At 68.1% G+C, this 16,559-nt stretch carries 12 protein-coding genes and 2 pseudogenes; 10 read left to right on the plus strand and 4 right to left on the minus strand.

The genetic code is table 11. The features are described from left to right. The 5 genes from A5699_RS00630 to A5699_RS00650 all read left to right on the plus strand — a co-directional run. Nucleotides 1-247 (plus strand): potassium-transporting ATPase subunit KdpA (locus tag A5699_RS00630; RefSeq protein WP_197508152.1); only part of this gene is annotated, 247 nt, incomplete at its 5' end. Nucleotide 248: 1 nt separating this feature from the next. Beyond that, nucleotides 249-2,381, plus strand: a complete 2,133-nt coding sequence (gene kdpB, locus A5699_RS00635; protein WP_067763916.1) for a potassium-transporting ATPase subunit KdpB — start codon at nucleotides 249-251, stop codon at nucleotides 2,379-2,381. A gap of 1 nt (nucleotide 2,382) precedes the next feature. Next, on the plus strand, nucleotides 2,383-3,243 hold the full coding sequence (locus A5699_RS00640; RefSeq protein WP_067763919.1) for a potassium-transporting ATPase subunit C: 861 nt from the start codon (nucleotides 2,383-2,385) through the stop codon (nucleotides 3,241-3,243). Between the two features lie 18 nt (nucleotides 3,244-3,261). Next, on the plus strand, nucleotides 3,262-5,784 hold the full coding sequence (locus A5699_RS00645; protein ID WP_067763922.1) for a sensor histidine kinase KdpD: 2,523 nt from the start codon (nucleotides 3,262-3,264) through the stop codon (nucleotides 5,782-5,784). Continuing rightward, complete coding sequence (locus A5699_RS00650; RefSeq protein WP_067763925.1) at nucleotides 5,781-6,467, plus strand: response regulator; 687 nt, start codon at nucleotides 5,781-5,783, stop codon at nucleotides 6,465-6,467. The genes A5699_RS00645 and A5699_RS00650 overlap by 4 nt, the downstream gene beginning before the upstream one ends. A gap of 78 nt (nucleotides 6,468-6,545) precedes the next feature. Here the strand turns inward: A5699_RS00650 and A5699_RS00655 are convergent, their stop codons facing one another. Both A5699_RS00655 and A5699_RS00660 read right to left on the minus strand, forming a co-directional pair. Continuing rightward, on the minus strand, nucleotides 6,546-8,144 hold the full coding sequence (locus A5699_RS00655) for an NAD(P)/FAD-dependent oxidoreductase (protein ID WP_067763928.1): 1,599 nt from the start codon (nucleotides 8,142-8,144) through the stop codon (nucleotides 6,546-6,548). Next, nucleotides 8,141-8,614 (minus strand): SRPBCC family protein, encoded by a 474-nt coding sequence (locus A5699_RS00660; RefSeq protein ID WP_067763931.1) that lies wholly within the window; start codon nucleotides 8,612-8,614, stop codon nucleotides 8,141-8,143. Before A5699_RS00660 ends, A5699_RS00655 begins: the two co-directional genes overlap by 4 nt. Nucleotides 8,615-8,797: 183 nt before the next feature. Here A5699_RS00660 and A5699_RS00665 point away from each other — a divergent pair, with 183 nt between their 5' ends. Further along, nucleotides 8,798-10,666, plus strand: a complete 1,869-nt coding sequence (locus tag A5699_RS00665) for a propionyl-CoA synthetase (RefSeq protein ID WP_067763935.1) — start codon at nucleotides 8,798-8,800, stop codon at nucleotides 10,664-10,666. Here the strand turns inward: A5699_RS00665 and A5699_RS00670 are convergent. Then, the gene (locus A5699_RS00670; RefSeq protein WP_067763942.1) at nucleotides 10,644-12,566 is read right to left on the minus strand and encodes a heavy metal translocating P-type ATPase; all 1,923 of its coding nucleotides are present in this window, start codon (nucleotides 12,564-12,566) and stop codon (nucleotides 10,644-10,646) included. The genes A5699_RS00665 and A5699_RS00670 overlap by 23 nt on opposite strands. 103 nt (nucleotides 12,567-12,669) lie before the next feature. On the opposite strand from A5699_RS00670, the gene A5699_RS00675 reads away from it, so the two are divergent. The 3 genes from A5699_RS00675 to A5699_RS30195 all read left to right on the plus strand — a co-directional run bounded on the left by A5699_RS00675 (nucleotide 12,670) and on the right by A5699_RS30195 (nucleotide 15,597). Further along, complete coding sequence (locus A5699_RS00675) at nucleotides 12,670-13,023, plus strand: metalloregulator ArsR/SmtB family transcription factor (protein WP_067763938.1); 354 nt, start codon at nucleotides 12,670-12,672, stop codon at nucleotides 13,021-13,023. A 483-nt stretch (nucleotides 13,024-13,506) separates the two neighbouring features. Then, nucleotides 13,507-14,211, plus strand: a complete 705-nt coding sequence (locus A5699_RS00680; RefSeq protein WP_067763945.1) for a ZIP family metal transporter — start codon at nucleotides 13,507-13,509, stop codon at nucleotides 14,209-14,211. Nucleotides 14,212-14,529: 318 nt separating this feature from the next. Beyond that, nucleotides 14,530-15,597, plus strand: a complete 1,068-nt coding sequence (locus A5699_RS30195; RefSeq protein WP_157561021.1) for an MPT63 family protein — start codon at nucleotides 14,530-14,532, stop codon at nucleotides 15,595-15,597. A gap of 540 nt (nucleotides 15,598-16,137) precedes the next feature. On the opposite strand, the pseudogene A5699_RS28260 reads toward A5699_RS30195, so the two are convergent. Then, nucleotides 16,138-16,305, minus strand: a pseudogene (locus A5699_RS28260) (exopolyphosphatase); the annotation flags it as partial. Between A5699_RS28260 and A5699_RS00690 the strand changes: the two are divergent. Continuing rightward, nucleotides 16,297-16,559 (plus strand): annotated as a pseudogene (locus A5699_RS00690) (exopolyphosphatase); the annotation flags it as partial. The pseudogenes A5699_RS28260 and A5699_RS00690 sit on opposite strands and share 9 nt — an antisense overlap.

The raw sequence follows: 16,559 nt of genomic DNA on the forward strand, positions 1-16,559 counted from the left end.
CAACACCGAGTGGTACAACACGGCTCTGGGCATGGCCATGGTGTTCGGCCGCTTCCTGCCGATCATCCTGGTGCTGGCCCTGGCCGGATCGCTGGCCCGCCAAGGCAAGACCCCCGAATCCGTCGGGACGCTGCCCACTCATCGACCCCAGTTCGTCGGCATGGTCGCCGGCGTCACGCTGATCCTGGTCGCCCTCACCTTCCTGCCGATGCTCGCGCTCGGCCCCCTGGCTGAAGGAATCCACTGAAATGTCAGTACCTACCCTCGCCTCACCCTCATCCGCTCAGCCGAAACCCAACGGTTCCAAGCGGATCAAGGGCGGCCTGCTCGACCCGAAGATGCTGTGGAAATCGATGCCCGACGCGCTGCGTAAGCTCGATCCGCGCACGCTCTGGCGTAATCCGGTGATGTTCATCGTCGAGATCGGCGCGGTCTGGAGCACAATCCTGGCTGTCGTCAACCCGTCGTGGTTCTCGGCGCTGATCGTGATCTGGCTGTGGTTGACGGTCATCTTCGCCAACCTCGCCGAGGCCGTCGCCGAAGGCCGGGGCAAGGCCCAGGCCGAGAGCCTGCGCAAGACGAAGACCTCGACGATGGCGCGGCGGCTGACCGATTCCGGCGTCGAGGAAGAGATCGCCGCACCGCTGCTGCAGCAGGGCGACCTTGTCGTCGTGGAGGCCGGCCAGGTCATCCCCGGCGACGGCGATGTCGTGGAAGGCATTGCCTCGGTGGACGAATCGGCGATCACCGGGGAATCGGCCCCAGTCATCCGGGAATCCGGTGGTGATCGCAGTGCCGTCACCGGTGGCACTACGGTGCTCTCGGACCGGATCGTCGTGAAGATCACCCAGAAGCCGGGTGAGAGCTTCATCGACCGGATGATCAACCTCGTCGAGGGCGCCAACCGGCAGAAGACCCCCAACGAGATCGCGCTGAACATCCTGCTGTCCTCGTTGACGATCATCTTCGTCTTCGCCGTCGCGACCCTGCAGCCGCTGGCCATCTTCTCCAAGGCCAACAGCCCCGGCGTCGCAGACACGTTGGCGCTCAACGCCAACGGCATCTCCGGCATCGTCATGGTGTCGCTGCTGGTGTGTTTGATCCCGACCACCATCGGGGCGCTGCTTTCTGCGATCGGCATCGCCGGCATGGACCGGCTGGTGCAGCGCAACGTGCTGGCGATGTCCGGTCGCGCGGTGGAGGCCGCCGGCGACGTCAACACACTGCTGCTCGACAAGACCGGCACGATCACCCTCGGCAACCGTCAGGCCGCGGCCTTCGTACCGCTGACGGGTGTGACGCCGGAGCAGCTCGCTGATGCGGCCCAACTGTCCAGCCTGGCCGACGAGACCCCCGAGGGACGCTCGATCGTCGTATTCGCCAAGCAGGAGTATGGATTACGGGGCCGCACGCCCGGCGAACTCGATCAGGCGCACTGGGTCGAGTTCAGCGCCAACACCCGGATGTCGGGTGTCGACCTGTCCGGAGACCATCGCCTGCGCAAGGGTGCCACCGGGGCGGTCGCCGAATGGATCCGCTCCGAAGGCGGTCGCGTGCCGACCGAGCTCGGCGACATCGTGGACGGGATCTCCGCGGCGGGTGGTACCCCGCTTGCCGTGGGCCACGTCCGCGACGGCAAAGCCGAGGTGCTCGGCGTCATCCACCTCAAGGACGTCGTCAAGCAGGGCATGCGGGAACGCTTCGACGAGATGCGCCGGATGGGCATCCGCACCGTGATGATCACCGGTGACAACCCGTTGACCGCCAAGGCCATTGCCGACGAGGCCGGGGTCGACGATTTCCTCGCCGAGGCCACGCCCGAAGACAAGATGGCGCTGATCAAGAAGGAGCAGGCCGGCGGCAAGCTGGTCGCGATGACCGGTGACGGCACCAACGACGCGCCCGCCCTGGCGCAGGCCGACGTCGGCGTCGCGATGAACAGCGGCACCTCGGCGGCCAAAGAGGCCGGCAACATGGTCGATCTGGACTCCGATCCGACCAAGCTGATCGAGATTGTCGAGATCGGCAAGCAGTTGCTGATCACCCGCGGGGCGCTGACCACGTTTTCGATCGCCAACGACATCGCGAAGTACTTCGCGATCATCCCGGCGTTGTTCGTGGCACTGTTCCCCGGCCTGGACCTGCTGAACATCATGCGGCTGCACAGCCCGCAGTCGGCGATCCTGTCCGCGGTGATCTTCAACGCGATCATCATCGTGGTGTTGATTCCGCTGGCGCTCAAGGGTGTTCGCTACACGCCCAGCAGCGCGTCCAAGCTGTTGAGCCGCAACCTCTACGTCTACGGCCTGGGCGGCATCATCGCGCCGTTCATCGGCATCAAGCTGATCGACCTCGTCGTCCAACTCTTCCCGGGAATGTGACATGAATATCTCCAACCTGGTTCGCCAACACGCCGCGGCGCTGCGGGCGCTGCTGGTGCTCACCGTGATCCTCGGCATCGGCTATCCCGTCTTCATCTGGCTCGTCGCACAACTGCCCGGCCTGAGCGACAAGGCCGACGGCTCACTGGTGGAGGTGAACGGAAAGCCGGTCGGCAGCAGCCTGATCGGGCAATCGTTCACCGACGCCGACGGCAACCCGCTGCCCCGCTACTTCCAGAGCCGGCCGTCGGTCGCCGGTGACGGCTACGACCCCATGGCCACCAGCGCGAGCAACCTGGGCCCGGAGAGCGTCGTCGACGCACCCGACAAGCCCAGCCTGCTGACCCAGGTGTGTCAGCGCAGCCTGGCCGTCGGCGAACTCGACGGAGTCGACGGGGCCCGTCCCTTCTGCACCGGCGGCGGCGTCGGCGCGGTGCTGTCGGTGATCGGGCCGCGCGACGCCCGCGGCAACGTCATTCACCCCACCAAGGTGGTCAGCGTGAACGAGCCGTGCGACACCACCACGACCCCGTTCCTGGACACCTATGAGGGCGTGCGGGTGGAATGCGCACAGGCCGGCGAGGACTACAGCGAAGGCTTGATCGTGCCGATCCGCGGCAGCGCCCCCGCGGACCCCGCGGTGCCGGCCGATGCGGTCACCGCCAGCGGCAGCGGTCTGGACCCGCACATCTCAGTGGCGTATGCGGACCTGCAGGTCAATCGGGTCGCCCAGGCTCGCGGCGTCAACCCCGACCTCGTGCGGGCCTTGGTGGCCGACCATACCGAGGGGCGGACGCTCGGCTTCTTCGGTGAGCCGCGGGTCAACGTGCTCGAACTCAACATCGCCCTCGACGCGTTGTAGTTCGAGGATGATGGTCCTGTGAGTACGTCGGCGTCGAGCCCCACCAAACGCGGCGAGCTGCGCATCTATCTGGGCGCCGCTCCCGGCGTCGGCAAGACGTACGCGATGCTCGGTGAAGCGCACCGCCGGCTCGAACGCGGCACCGACGTGGTTGCCGCGGTGGTGGAGACGCACGGGCGGAAGAAGACCGCCGAGCTTCTCGACGGCATCGAGGTGATCCCACCGCGTTATGTCGAGTACCGGGGCGGCCGATTCCCCGAACTCGACGTGGCCGCGGTGCTGGCCCGTGCCCCGCAGGTGGTGCTGGTCGACGAGCTCGCCCACACCAACACCCCGGGCAGCAAGAACCCGAAGCGCTGGCAGGACGTCGAGGAACTGCTCGCGGCCGGTATCACGGTGGTCTCCACCGTCAACGTCCAGCACCTGGAGAGCCTCAACGACGTGGTCACCCAGATCACCGGCATCGAGCAGCAGGAGAAGGTTCCCGACGAGGTGGTGCGGGCGGCCGATCAGATCGAGTTGGTCGACATCACACCGGAAGCGCTGCGCCGCAGGCTGTCCCACGGCAACGTCTACGCGCCCGAACGCATCGACGCTGCCCTGTCGAACTACTTCCGGCGCGGAAACCTCACCGCGCTGCGCGAACTCGCGCTGCTGTGGCTGGCCGATCAGGTCGACGCCGCGCTGGCCAAATACCGCGCCGACAACAAGATCACCGACACGTGGGAGGCGCGGGAACGGGTGGTGGTCGCCGTCACCGGCGGTGCTGAGTCGGAAACCTTGGTGCGCCGGGCATCTCGGATCGCCTCGAAATCCAGCGCCGAGCTGATGGTGGTACACGTCGTCCGCGGCGACGGGCTGTCCGGCGTCTCCGCGCCCCAGATGGGCAAGGTGCGGGCACTGGCCACCAGTCTGGGCGCCAGCGTGCACACCGTGGTCGGCGACGACGTACCCACGGCGCTGATGGAATTCGCCCGCGAACGCAACGCCACCCAGCTGGTGCTCGGCACCTCGAGACGGTCGCGCTGGGCCCGCATCTTCGACGAAGGCATCGGCGCCGCGGTTGTCCAGCAATCCGGCAAGATCGACGTTCACATGGTGACCCACGATCAGGCTCGTCGGGGGTTCGACTGGTCGTCGGCCACCGCGCGCCGCCGTCACCTGGTGGCATGGCTTGCGGCGCTGGTGGTTCCGTCGGCGATCAGCCTGGTGATCGTGACCCTGCTGGATCCCTACCTCGGGGTCAGCGGCGAGAGTGCCCTGTTCTTCATCGGTGTGCTGATCGTGGCATTGCTCGGCGGGGTGGCGCCGGCCGGGCTGTCCGCACTGCTGTCCGGGCTGCTGTTGAATTACTTCCTGGTCGATCCCCGCCACACGTTCACCATCTCCGAACCGGACAGCGCGGTCACCGTGGTGGTGCTGCTGATGATCGCGGTGGCAGTCGCGGCACTGGTCGACGGCGCCGCGAGCCGGGCTCGCGAAGCCCGCCGCGCCGCACAGGAAGCCGAACTGCTGACCTTGTTCTCCGGGTCGGTGCTGCGCGGGGCGGATCTGGACACGCTGTTGGAACGGGTACGCGAAACGTATTCCCAACGCGCCGTCAGCCTGCTGCGCGAACATGGTGGCACCGCGAGCATCGTGGCGTGTGTCGGCCGGGCACCGTGTGCCGAGATCGGCAATGCCGACACCGCAATCGAAGTCGGCGACGACGAGTTCTGGCTGCTGTTGGCCGGACGCAAACTGGCCGCCCGTGACCGGCGGGTGCTCGGCGCCGTCGCCAAACAGGCTGCCGGGCTGGTCAAACAACGTGAGCTCACCGAGGAGGCCGGCAAGGCCGCCGCGATCGCCCAGGCCGACGAACTGCGCCGCTCGCTGCTCTCGGCGGTGAGCCACGACCTGCGCACGCCGCTGGCCGCAGCCAAGGCCGCCGCCTCCAGTCTGCGTAGCGACGAGATCGATTTCTCGGCCGAGGACACCGCGGAACTTCTGGCCACCATCGAGGAATCCGTCGACGCGCTCACCGCACTCGTCGGCAACCTGCTCGACTCCTCGCGGCTGGCGGCCGGGGTGGTGCGCCCCGAACTGCGTCGCGTCTATCTGGAGGAGACCGTGCAACGCGCACTCCTGGGAATCAGCAAGGGCACCACGGGTTTCAGCCGTGAAGGCTTGGACCGGGTGAAGGTCGACGTTGGCGACGCGGTTGCCATGGCCGACGCGGGCTTGCTCGAGCGGGTATTGGCCAACCTGATCGACAACGCCCTGCGCTATGCACCCGACGGCCCCATCCGGGTCAGCGCCGGGCAGGTGGCCGACCGCATACTGGTCGCCGTGATCGACGAAGGGCCCGGGATGCCGCGGGGCGCCGAGGAACAACTGTTCGCGCCGTTCCAGCGGCTCGGTGACCACAACACCACCATCGGCGTCGGCCTGGGGCTCTCGGTGGCCCGCGGCTTCGTCGAAGCCATGGGCGGCACCATCTCGGCGACCGACACCCCCGGCGGCGGTCTGACCGTCGAGATCGACCTGGCGGCACCGGCATGACCGCCAAGACCCGAGTTCTGGTGATCGACGACGAGCCGCAGATCCTGCGTGCACTGCGGATCAACCTGTCGGTCCGCGGCTACGAGGTGGACACCGCCACCACCGGTGGGCAGGGGCTGCGCGCGGCCGCTGACCATCGTCCCGACGTCATCGTGCTCGATCTCGGTTTGCCCGACATGTCCGGCATCGAGGTACTCGCCGGGCTTCGCGGTTGGCTGTCGGCGCCGGTGATCGTGTTGTCGGCCCGCACCGATTCCTCGGACAAAGTCGAGGCGCTCGACGCCGGAGCCGACGACTATGTCACGAAACCCTTTGGGATGGACGAGTTCCTGGCCCGGTTACGGGCCGCGGTGCGGCGCGGGACGGCAGTCGAGACCGATCAGCCGGTGGTCGAGACCGCGTCGTTCACCGTCGATCTGGCCGCCAAGAAGGTGACCAAGAACGACACCGAGGTGCACCTGACCCCCACCGAGTGGGGCATGTTGGAGATGCTGGTGCGCAACCGGGGCAAGTTGGTCGGCCGCGAGGAGCTGCTGCGCGAGGTGTGGGGCCCGGCCTACGCCAAGGAAACCCATTATCTGCGGGTGTATCTGGCGCAACTGCGTCGCAAGCTCGAGGACGACCCGTCACATCCGGTGCATCTACTCACCGAGGCGGGGATGGGTTACCGCTTCCAGGAGTGACCGTTCTCCCGCGAGCAGACGCAAACCCGCGTGTTTTCAGCCGATTTCGTGCGGGTTTATGTCTGCTCGCGATAAGAATCAGCGCCGGCCCAGGGTGAGCGCCAGGGCGGCCCGTGACAGCCGACGCCGCGGCCAGCCGAGCACACCGTCGTCGGCCAGGGCGGCGCGGGCCGCATTACGACCGCAGATCCCGTGCACCCCGCCGCCCGGCGTGGCCCCCGCGCTACCCAGGTAGACGTTGGCCACCGGGGTTTCGGCGCGGCCGAATCCGGGTGCGGGCCGGAAGATCAATTGTTGGTGCAGCTGCGATGTCCCGCCGTTGACCGCGCCGGTGTGTAGGTTGGCATCGGCGGCCTCCAGGTCGGACGGCTGCTGCATCATCGTCCCGACGACGCGGTCGCGGAAGCCGGGAGCATGTTCCTCCAGCACCTGCCCCACCCGGTCGGCCAATTGCTCCGCCGAGGCGTCATCTGCCATACCGCGCGGCAGATGCGTGTAGGCCCACGCGCTTTCGGTGCCAACCGGGGAGCGGCCGGGGTCGGCGGTGGTCATCTGCCCGAACAGCATGAACGGTCGCTCGGGTAGCGTCGCGGTGTTCAGGTCGGCCATCCAGCGGATCAGGCCGTCGCGATCGGCACCGAGATGCACGGTGCCCGCCTCGTTCAGACTCTTCGACCGCCACGGCACGGGCCCGTCAAGGGCATAGTTGACCTTCAACACCGGTGTGTCCCAGACGAACCGGCGCATTCCCTCGATCACCGAAGCAGGCACGGCATGCTCGGGCAGCAGATCGTGGTACAGCCGTGGCGCGGAGGTGTCGGCGATCACCGCGCGACGCACCCGTACGACGCCCCCGTCGGTGGTGCGTACTGCGACTGCCCGGCCCCCGCGCACCTCGATACCGCAGACCTCACGGCCGCACTCGATGCGCGCGCCGGCCGAGCGGGCCCGGGCCACCAGCGCCGCCGCCAACTGCCCCGCACCGCCGACCGGAACCGGCCAGCCACCGTCCTGGGCCATCATCAACAGCAGGTATCCCATCACCCCACTGCCCGGGGCGTCGATCGGCACGTCGGCATGCATGGCGTTGCCCAGCAACAACAGTCGAGCCTGCTCGCCCTCGAACAGCTGCTCGACCAGCACGTCGGCCGGCAGCAGCAGGGAATGAACCAATCGCAGCGTCTCGGCGGTACCGAGCCTGCGCAACAACTCCACCGCACCCCGCACGGGCGGAAACGGCGCGAACAACGCCGCGGTGAGGCCCGTGCGTACCCGCTCCCATTGTTCGAAGAGCGCACACCAGCGCTGCCCGTCACCAGGCTGACGGCGCTCCAATTCGGCGGCCGTGCGGTCGATGTCGCGATAGATCACCGCGACGTCGTCGTCCTCGGCCGAACCCGGATGCCCCACCACGGCCGGGGCGTGCGTCCAGCGCAGCCCATGGTCTTCCAGGTGCAGGGCCTGCAGGGCCGGCGACACCACCGACAACGGATAGAAGGCACTGTAGAGATCGCTGACGTAGCCCGGGAACAGCTCGGCGCTCTTCACGGCCCCGCCCGGTACCGACTGAGCTTCCAGCACCACCACATCCCAACCGGCATCGGCCAACATGGCCGCGGCCACCAGCCCGTTGTGGCCGGCGCCGATCACCACCGCATCGGCCTGATCGCCGCTCACTGCGGCTCGGTCCGGCGTTCGGCCAACGAGGCCAGCCGCTCGGTACATTCCCGGTTGCGGGGGTAGACGGCCAACAGCGCCAGCTTCCGCGGAATCCAGTTCAACGGCCCACCGACCGGCACCTCGGCCATCTCGATTCGACAGCCGGTGTCAGTATCGCTGAGCCGCAAGACGATTCGAGCCATACCGAGGGGCCTGGTTTTCGCCAGTAACACCAGTTCATGGCCCGGGGTGCAGGACTCGACCTCGGTCTCGTCGTTGACGACGACGGGCCACACGCCGATGGTGTGGTGGATGCGGCTGCCCGGCGCCGGCCAATTCGGGTCAACCGCACGCATGCGGGTGTTGCCGACCACCCACTGGGAGTAGGTCCACCCGTCGGCGACGACGTCCCACACCTGCTGCCGGCTCGCGGTGGTGTCGCGTTTGACGGTCAGTGAACTGTCCACTGAGGCCGGTGATGATTCCATCGAACAATCCTTTGCTTCAGCGGCTCATGATCGCGTGATCGCGCTGTGGCCGGACGTGCTCGCTGGGTTACCCGGCTCCGGCCTGGTCAAACCTGGCTGGCACCCAGCGGCAAAGGTCTCGTTTATAGGTGTTTTTGCAGGGTTGCACAGACGTTGCAAGTGACGCAGATTACGGTTTGCGGTATGTCCGGCTATCGCGCCCTTTTTGACACCAGCATCACCGACCCGGTCACGTTCTGGGCCGACGCCGCCAAGGCGGTGACCTGGACCAGCGAGCCGCATCAGGTGCTCGACGACAGCAACCCGCCGTTCTACCGGTGGTTCCCCGACGGCGAGCTCAACACCTGCGTCAACGCGCTGGACCGGCACGTGGCCGAGCGCGGTGAGCAGGCCGCCCTCATCTACGACTCCCCCGTCACCGGCACCAAGGCCACCTACACCTACCGGGAATTGCGCGACGCCACCGCCCGGTTCGCCGGGGCGCTGCGCGGGCTCGGGGTCGGCAAGGGCGACCTCGTGGTGATCTACATGCCGATGGTGCCCGAGGCCGTCATCGCGATGTTGGCGTGCGCGCGGCTCGGGGCGGTGCACTCGGTGGTGTTCGGCGGGTTCGCCGCCCACGAGCTGGCCACCCGCATCGACGACGCGCGTCCGGTGGTCGTGGTGAGCGCGTCCTGCGGCATCGAGCCGACGCGTCTGATCGAGTACAAGCCCATGCTGGATGCGGCGCTCGAACTCGCCGAGCACAAGCCCCGGGCCTGCGTCATCCTGCAACGCGAGCAGTGCCCATGCGAGCTGGTCGACGGTCGCGATCACGACTGGCAGCAGCTGGTGGCCGACGCGCAACCGGCCGACCCGGTGCCGGTGGCGGCCACCGACCCGCTGTATGTGCTCTACACCTCGGGGACCACGGGTAAGCCGAAGGGCATCGTCCGCGACAACGGCGGCCATGCGGTGGCGTTGCTGTGGAGCATGCGCCACATCTACGACATCGCCCCCGGCGACGTGTTCTGGGCGGCCTCCGACGTCGGCTGGGTCGTCGGGCACTCCTACATCGTGTACGCGCCGCTGCTGCTGGGCGCGACAACCGTTCTCTACGAAGGTAAACCGATCGGCACGCCCGACGCCGGGGCGTTCTGGCGGGTGGCCGCCGAGTACGGCGTCAAGGCGCTGTTCACCGCCCCCACGGCGATCCGGGCGATCAAGAAGGAAGACCCCGACGCCGCCCGCCTGGCCGACTACGACCTGTCCGGGCTCAAGTACCTGTTCCAGGCCGGCGAGCGCCTCGACCCCGACACCTACCACTGGGCCGCGGACAAACTCGGCATCCCGGTGGTCGACCACTGGTGGCAGACCGAGACCGGATGGGCCATCGCCGCCGATCCCATGGGCATCGAACCGCTGCCGATCAAGGCCGGTTCGGCCACCGTGCCGATGCCGGGATACGACGTGCAGATCCTGCGGTCGGACGGCACCCGGTGTGAGGCCGGCGAGGAAGGCGCCATCTGCATCAAGCTGCCGCTACCCCCGGGCACGCTGCCGACGTTGTGGGGCGATGACCACCGCTACGTCGCGTCATATCTGTCCGCGTTCACCGGCTACTACCTCACCGGCGACGGCGGTTACCTGGACTCCGACGGCTACCTATTCGTGATGGGCCGCACCGATGACGTGATCAACGTTGCCGGACATCGACTTTCGACCGGATCGATCGAAGCGGTCCTGGCCGATCACCCGTCGGTGGCCGAATGCGCGGTGATCGGCGTGGCCGACGAACTCAAGGGCCAGGTGCCGCGCGGGTTCGTCGTGCTCAAGACCGGCGCCTCAGCCGACAAGATCACCGAAGAACTGATCAATCGGGTACGCGACAACATCGGCGCGGTAGCGGTTTTCAAGAAGGTCGACGTGGTGTCGGCATTGCCGAAGACCCGCTCGGGCAAGATCCTGCGCAAGACCATGCGCGGCATCGCCGACGGTCTCGACGAACCGGTGCCCTCCACCATCGAGGACCCGGCGGTGCTCGACGCCCTCAGGGACGTGCTGCGCCCCTGAGCAGTCGCAGGCCGTTGAGCACCACCAGGATGGTCGATCCCTCGTGACCGGCCACACCGAGCGGTAATGGCAAGTGCCCGAACAGGTCCCAGGCCACCAGAACCGTGATGACGGTGGCCGCGATGACCAGGTTGGCTTTCACCAGTCGCCGGGCTCGCCGGGCCAGGGCGATCACCGAGGCCACCGATGAGAGGTCGTCGCCGACAGTGACAACGTCGGCGGTGTCGACGGTCAGATCGGCACCGCAGCCTCCCATCGCCAGTGACGAGTGTGCACTCGCCATCGCGGGCGCGTCGTTGACGCCGTCGCCCACCATCAGCACCCGCCGGCCCCCGGCCTCCAGCTGACGTACCGCGGCCGCTTTGTCGTCGGGCAGCAACCCCGCCCGCACATCGTCGATACCCAACTGACTGGCCAGCCGCAGCGCCGCGGCCTGGTTGTCTCCGGTGAGCAGCACCGGCGAGCAGCCGGTGAGGGCACGCAGACGTCGCACCGCAGCCGCCGCCTCCGGGCGGGGCCGGTCATGCAGCCCCAGCACCCCGATCGCGGCGCCGTCGACGGTCACGACGACAGCGGTCGCCCCGGCAGTCTCGATCTCGTCTACCGCCGCCAGTGCCGGGCCGCGGTAGGCCGCCGGGCTGAGGACCTCGACCCGCTGCCCCGCGACGGTGGCCGCCACACCCCGGCCGGGTCTGGCGGTGAAGCCGGTGGCCTCGGGCACAGTGATGCCACGCGAGACGGCTTCGGCGACGATCGCCCGACCGATCGGGTGCTCACTGAATTGCTCTGCGGCAGCGGCAATTGCGAGTACGTCGATGTCGCGCAACGCCACCACCCCCGATACCCGCGGCGCTCCTGTGGTCAGGGTTCCGGTCTTGTCGAGTACGACGACGGTCGTGTCGGCCAGGCGCTCCATCGCGACCGCAGATTTCACCAGCACGCCGCGACGGCTGGCATTGGCGATCGCACACAGAAGCGGCGGCATGGTGGCCAGCACGACCGCGCACGGCGAGGCAACGATCGTGAACGTCATGGCGCGCAACAGGGTTGAGCGCAAATCATCCCCCAAGGCCAACGGGATGAGGAACAGCGCGAGGGTGGCGACCACGACGAGCATCGAATAGCGCTGTTCGACCTTCTCGATGAACAGCTGCGTGGTGGCCTTGGTCGTGGAGGCTCGGGCCACGGCCTCGACGATGCGGGCCATCACCGTGCTCGACGGGTCGCGCGTGACGGTGACCCGCAGCGTTCCGGAGGTGTTGAGGGTGCCGGCGAAGACGTCGTCGCCGGTCTGCTTGTCCACCGGCAGCGGCTCCCCTGTGATCGAGGACTGGTCGACGTCCGAAGAGCCACCGGTCACGGTGCCGTCAGCCGAGATTCGTTCCCCGGGGCGGATCAGGATGACGTCACCCGGACGCAACGTCTCGGCGTCGACGAGGCGCTGTGACCCGTCGGCGTCTAGCAGCGTCGCATCGCTCGGAGCCAGGTCGAGCAGGCCCCGCACCGATCGCTCGGTCCTGGTGGTCGCCACGTCCTCCAACGCGCCCGATGTCGCGAAGATGACGATCAGCAGTGCGCCGTCGAAGACCTGCCCGATCGATGCCGCACCGATCGCGGCGAGGATCATCAGCAGGTCGACGTCCAAGGTGCGCTCGCGCAACGCTCGCAAACCCGACACCGCCGATTGCCAACCACCGGCGAGGTAGCAGGCCAGATACAGCGTCCACCAGACCGGCGCGGGCGCGCCCGCGAGGTGCGCGACACCTCCGCAGATCATCAGCACCAGGGCGGCGGCGGCCCAGCGCACGGAGTCCAATGAGCAGATCCAGCCACCGACCTGCCGGCGCGCGGGTGAAGCGGTGCGCTGCGACGGTACGCGGTCAGTCGACAGAGCGGTCATGGACGACGCCTTCCGGTCGGGCGGGGCTCGCACTTAGACATTTATACATGTAGAGATTGAAATGTATCAATGATGTTTGGGGCCGCATGCTTGAATAAACGTCATGGGCCACGGAGTAGAGGGGCGCGCGACGCCGGCAGCCTCACTCGACGCCGCCTCGGCAGCCAAGGTCGCCGAAACCCTGCAGGCCCTCGCCTCCCCCAACCGATTACTGATCCTGACCCGCCTGCGCGAGTCACCATGCTCGGTGACCGAACTGTCCGCGGCGGTCGGCATGGAACAGCCGGCCGTCTCCAACCAGCTTCGGCTATTGCGGGCGCTCGGCCTCGTCACCGGCGACCGGTCCGGCCGCAACATCGTCTACCGGCTCTACGACAGCCATGTCGCCCAGCTGCTCGACGAGGCCGTCTACCACATCGAGCATCTGCGCCTCGGCGCCCGCGACACCACGGCCTGAGCCCGTAAAGCCGCTTCCGCCACTGGTTTTCACGCTTTGTTCACCTGGTCGCCGCCGCGGCCGACAAGCCGGCCGACCACGACGCACGGGGTTGCCGGAATCCTTTATTTTCACGGTGGCCCGAACTATTGTGAAGTCGTTATATGTTGATATCCGCCCGAACTCGGGAGTTTGCTGCCGGCCACACCGACGGCACCCGAACAGTGAGGAGTTGAACAACGATGCGCATCGCAACCAAGGGATCGTGCACCTGTCGCTGCAATGCCTGCGACAGTGGCCACCACTGCGGAAACCCCCCGAACTGCAACGCGCGGCGCTGACGCCGTCGGTGGCCTGTCGCGCGGGCGACCGACGACAGGCCACCACCCGCACTCGCCACGCTCCCGAATATTTGTCGATCACGCCGATCGGACGTGATCTCGTGTGTTCGCTGTCCTTCTCATCCCCCGCGCCCGGCTCCCGCGCTGGCCTATGCTGCGCCATGTGCTTTCCGCGCTGACCTGGGGCCTGGTCGCTGCATCCTCACTACTCATCGGTGCCGTCGCCGGTGTCATCCGCGACTGGAATCGACGCCTCGTCGGCCTCGTGCTCGGATTCGGCGCCGGAGCGCTCATCTCCAGCATCTCGTTCGAACTCGCCGAGGAGGGCTTCCGCGCCAGCGGCGCCTGGGCGGTGGCCCTCGGCCTGGCCGTGGGAGCCGTGGTGTTCTACGCCGCCGACCACGCCGTAGATCGGCTGGGCCGCAACGGAACCCAGATGGCCGGTCTGCCGCTCTTGCTGGGCGCGTTACTGGACGGCATCCCCGAACAGGCCGCGCTCGGCATCGGCATCGCCGGCGGGGCCGGTGTCAGCCTGGCCTTGGTGGTCTCGATCTTCGTGTCCAACCTTCCCGAGGCGATCGGTTCGGCCAGCGACATGCGGTCCGCCGGGCAGCCGGCGCGCCGGATCGTGGGTGGCTGGACGGCGATCGCCGCGCTGTGCGCGCTGTCCACCGTCGGCGGCTATCAGCTCCAACACGTGGCGGGCGACCAGTTCCAAGGCGCGATCAACGGCTTCGCCGCCGGGGCCCTGCTGGTCATGCTCGTCGGCTCGATGATTCCGGAGGCCACCGAGAAGGCGAAAGAGAACGCCGGGCTGGCAGCGGTGCTGGGCTTCGCGGTCGCCGCGGGCTTGTCCATGGCCGGTTGACCGTCGTTGAACGTCGTTGAACGTCGACTGAACCGTCGGCGGAGCCCAAATCAATGGTTACCACTCAGCCAGATTCGAGGTGGCGGAGAACCGGCTGGTCGTGACCGCGCGCACAGCGCGAACATACTGGTCACACAGGCTGTACCCAGGCTGCGGCACCGGCCTCTCGGCCCCCTTTTCTGCCAGGCACCGGTGGCACAAACTGCGAACTGGTGTTCCTAATCGTCCTCTTAAGCTGCTAACTTCGCATGAAGTGGGTGTCCCACTGCCGGGGGCCTGCCACGTGTTTTGGACCAGTCAGGAGTGAATGCCTTGAAGATGACGAACATCAGTACGGCTTTTGCCGGAGCGGCCATCGCCGCGGCGGCGATCGTCGGTGCGGCCCCGATGGCGCTCGCCGAAGACGGCGGCGTCACCACCGCCTCGCTCGGCAGCCAGGCCAAGCTGGACAACGGCGCGCAGGGCTGGACGGTCACCGACCTCAAGCCGAGCACCGACACCATCAACTACCCGGTTCGCGGCACCCTGTGGGAGGTCACCGCCACCAATGAAGCCCTTCAGGGCTCGGTGACGCCGATCGTCTCCAACTTCAACATCCGCGCCGCCGACGGGCAGAACTACCGTGCCCTGTTCCAGGTGCCCAGCCCGCAGGGCGTCAACCCGGCCACTCTCGCGCAGGGTCAGAAGACCAGCGGCAAGATCTACTTCGACGTGACCGGTGACCAGCCGACCGAGGTGGTTTACAACGCCGGTGGCCGCGACCTGCTCGTGTGGGACAAGCCCGCTGCCGCACCCGCCGCTGCTCCGGCCGCCGGCGCCCCGAAGCGTCAGGCCCCGGCCGCCGCCGCTCCGGCCGCCACCCCGAGCCCGGCTGCCGCCGCACCTGGTGCTGCCGCTCCGGCCGCCGCCACCCCCCCGCCCCCCCCCGCCGCTGCTCCGGCCGCCACCGAGACCACCCCGGCCGGTACCGGTGCAGGCAGCCGTGCAGCTGATCTGCCCGCCGCGACCCCGGCCGGCACCGAGGCAGCCCCAGCCGCGACTCCGCCGGGCACCGAAGCCGTTCCGGCGGCTCCGGCCCCGGGTGCTCCGGCTGCGGGTGCTCCGGGCGCTCCGGTCGAGGGCGCTCCGGCTGCCGCTCCGGGCGCTCCGGCCCCCGAGTCGACCCCGGTCGCACACGGCACGCCGGTCGCCGAGGGTGCCCCGGCCGCGGGCGCAGGCAGCGCCGCCACCGCGGTGCCGCCGGCCGAGGGCGTTCCGGGTGCTCCGGCTCCGGCTGCTCCGGCCTCTGAGCCGGCGCTGGTTCCCGCAGGCACGCAGCCTGTCGTCACCACGCCGGCCCCGGCCCCCGTGGTCGCTCCGGCGAGCAACCACGGGCCGCAGGCCTGATCTAAGTAGTCACGGCAACGGCCGGGCGCGGGTGACCGCGTTCGGCCGTTGTTTTTGTGTGTGGATTTGGCGGGTGGACCACCGCTTGGCCGGGGTCGTGCCACCGTTTTCCACCACAGGGTCGCTGCACCACGCAATCAACAACCCACAGGTAGAAACCGGCGCGACGAGTGACGGGTGGGCCACCGCTTGGCCGGGGTCGTGCCGCCGTTTTCCACCACAGGGTCGCTCCACCACACAATCAACAGCCCACAGGTAGAAACCGGCGCACCAAGTGACGGGTGGACCACCGCTGAGCCACCACTTCGCCACCGCCTCGCTACACCACGCCACCGCTTTCCACCACAGGGTCGCTCCACCACGCAATCAACAGCCCACAGGTAGAAACCGGCGCGACGAGTGACGGGTGAGCCACCGCCCCGCTACACCACGCCACCGCTTGGCCGGGGTCGTGCCGCCGCTTTCCACCACAGGGTCGCTGCACCACGCAATCAACAACCCACAGGTAGAAACGGGCGCGCAGAGAGAAGCGCCGAGCGGTCAGGCGATCGACAACGCGATGCCGTCGAGAATGTCGTGTTCGCTGACGACGAGTTCTTCGATGCCGGCCCGTCGGCTGAGCACGGCCGCCAACTCCTCGACGATGATCGCCCCGCCACCGATCACATCGGCACGGCCGGCATGCATCGGCCCGAGCGCCAGGCGCTGAAGGTGGTGCCGGTGGAACGCGCGTGCACGTGGGTCGGGGTGGCCGGGACGATGACGACGCTCTCGGCGCTGGCGCAGGGCATGACCGAATACGATCCCGACGCAATTCATCTGTCCCGCATTGGGTTTGACGATTTGCTCAAAGTGTGCGAGCAGCTGATCGGCATGACCAAGGCGCAGCGCCTGGCGCTCGGGCCGATGCATGCCGGCCGTGCCGATGTGATCGGTGGCGGGGCGATCATCCGCCAGCAGTC

The sequence above is a fragment of the Mycobacterium sp. E802 genome (genome assembly GCF_001666875.1).
Classification (GTDB): Bacteria; Actinomycetota; Actinomycetes; order Mycobacteriales; family Mycobacteriaceae; genus Mycobacterium.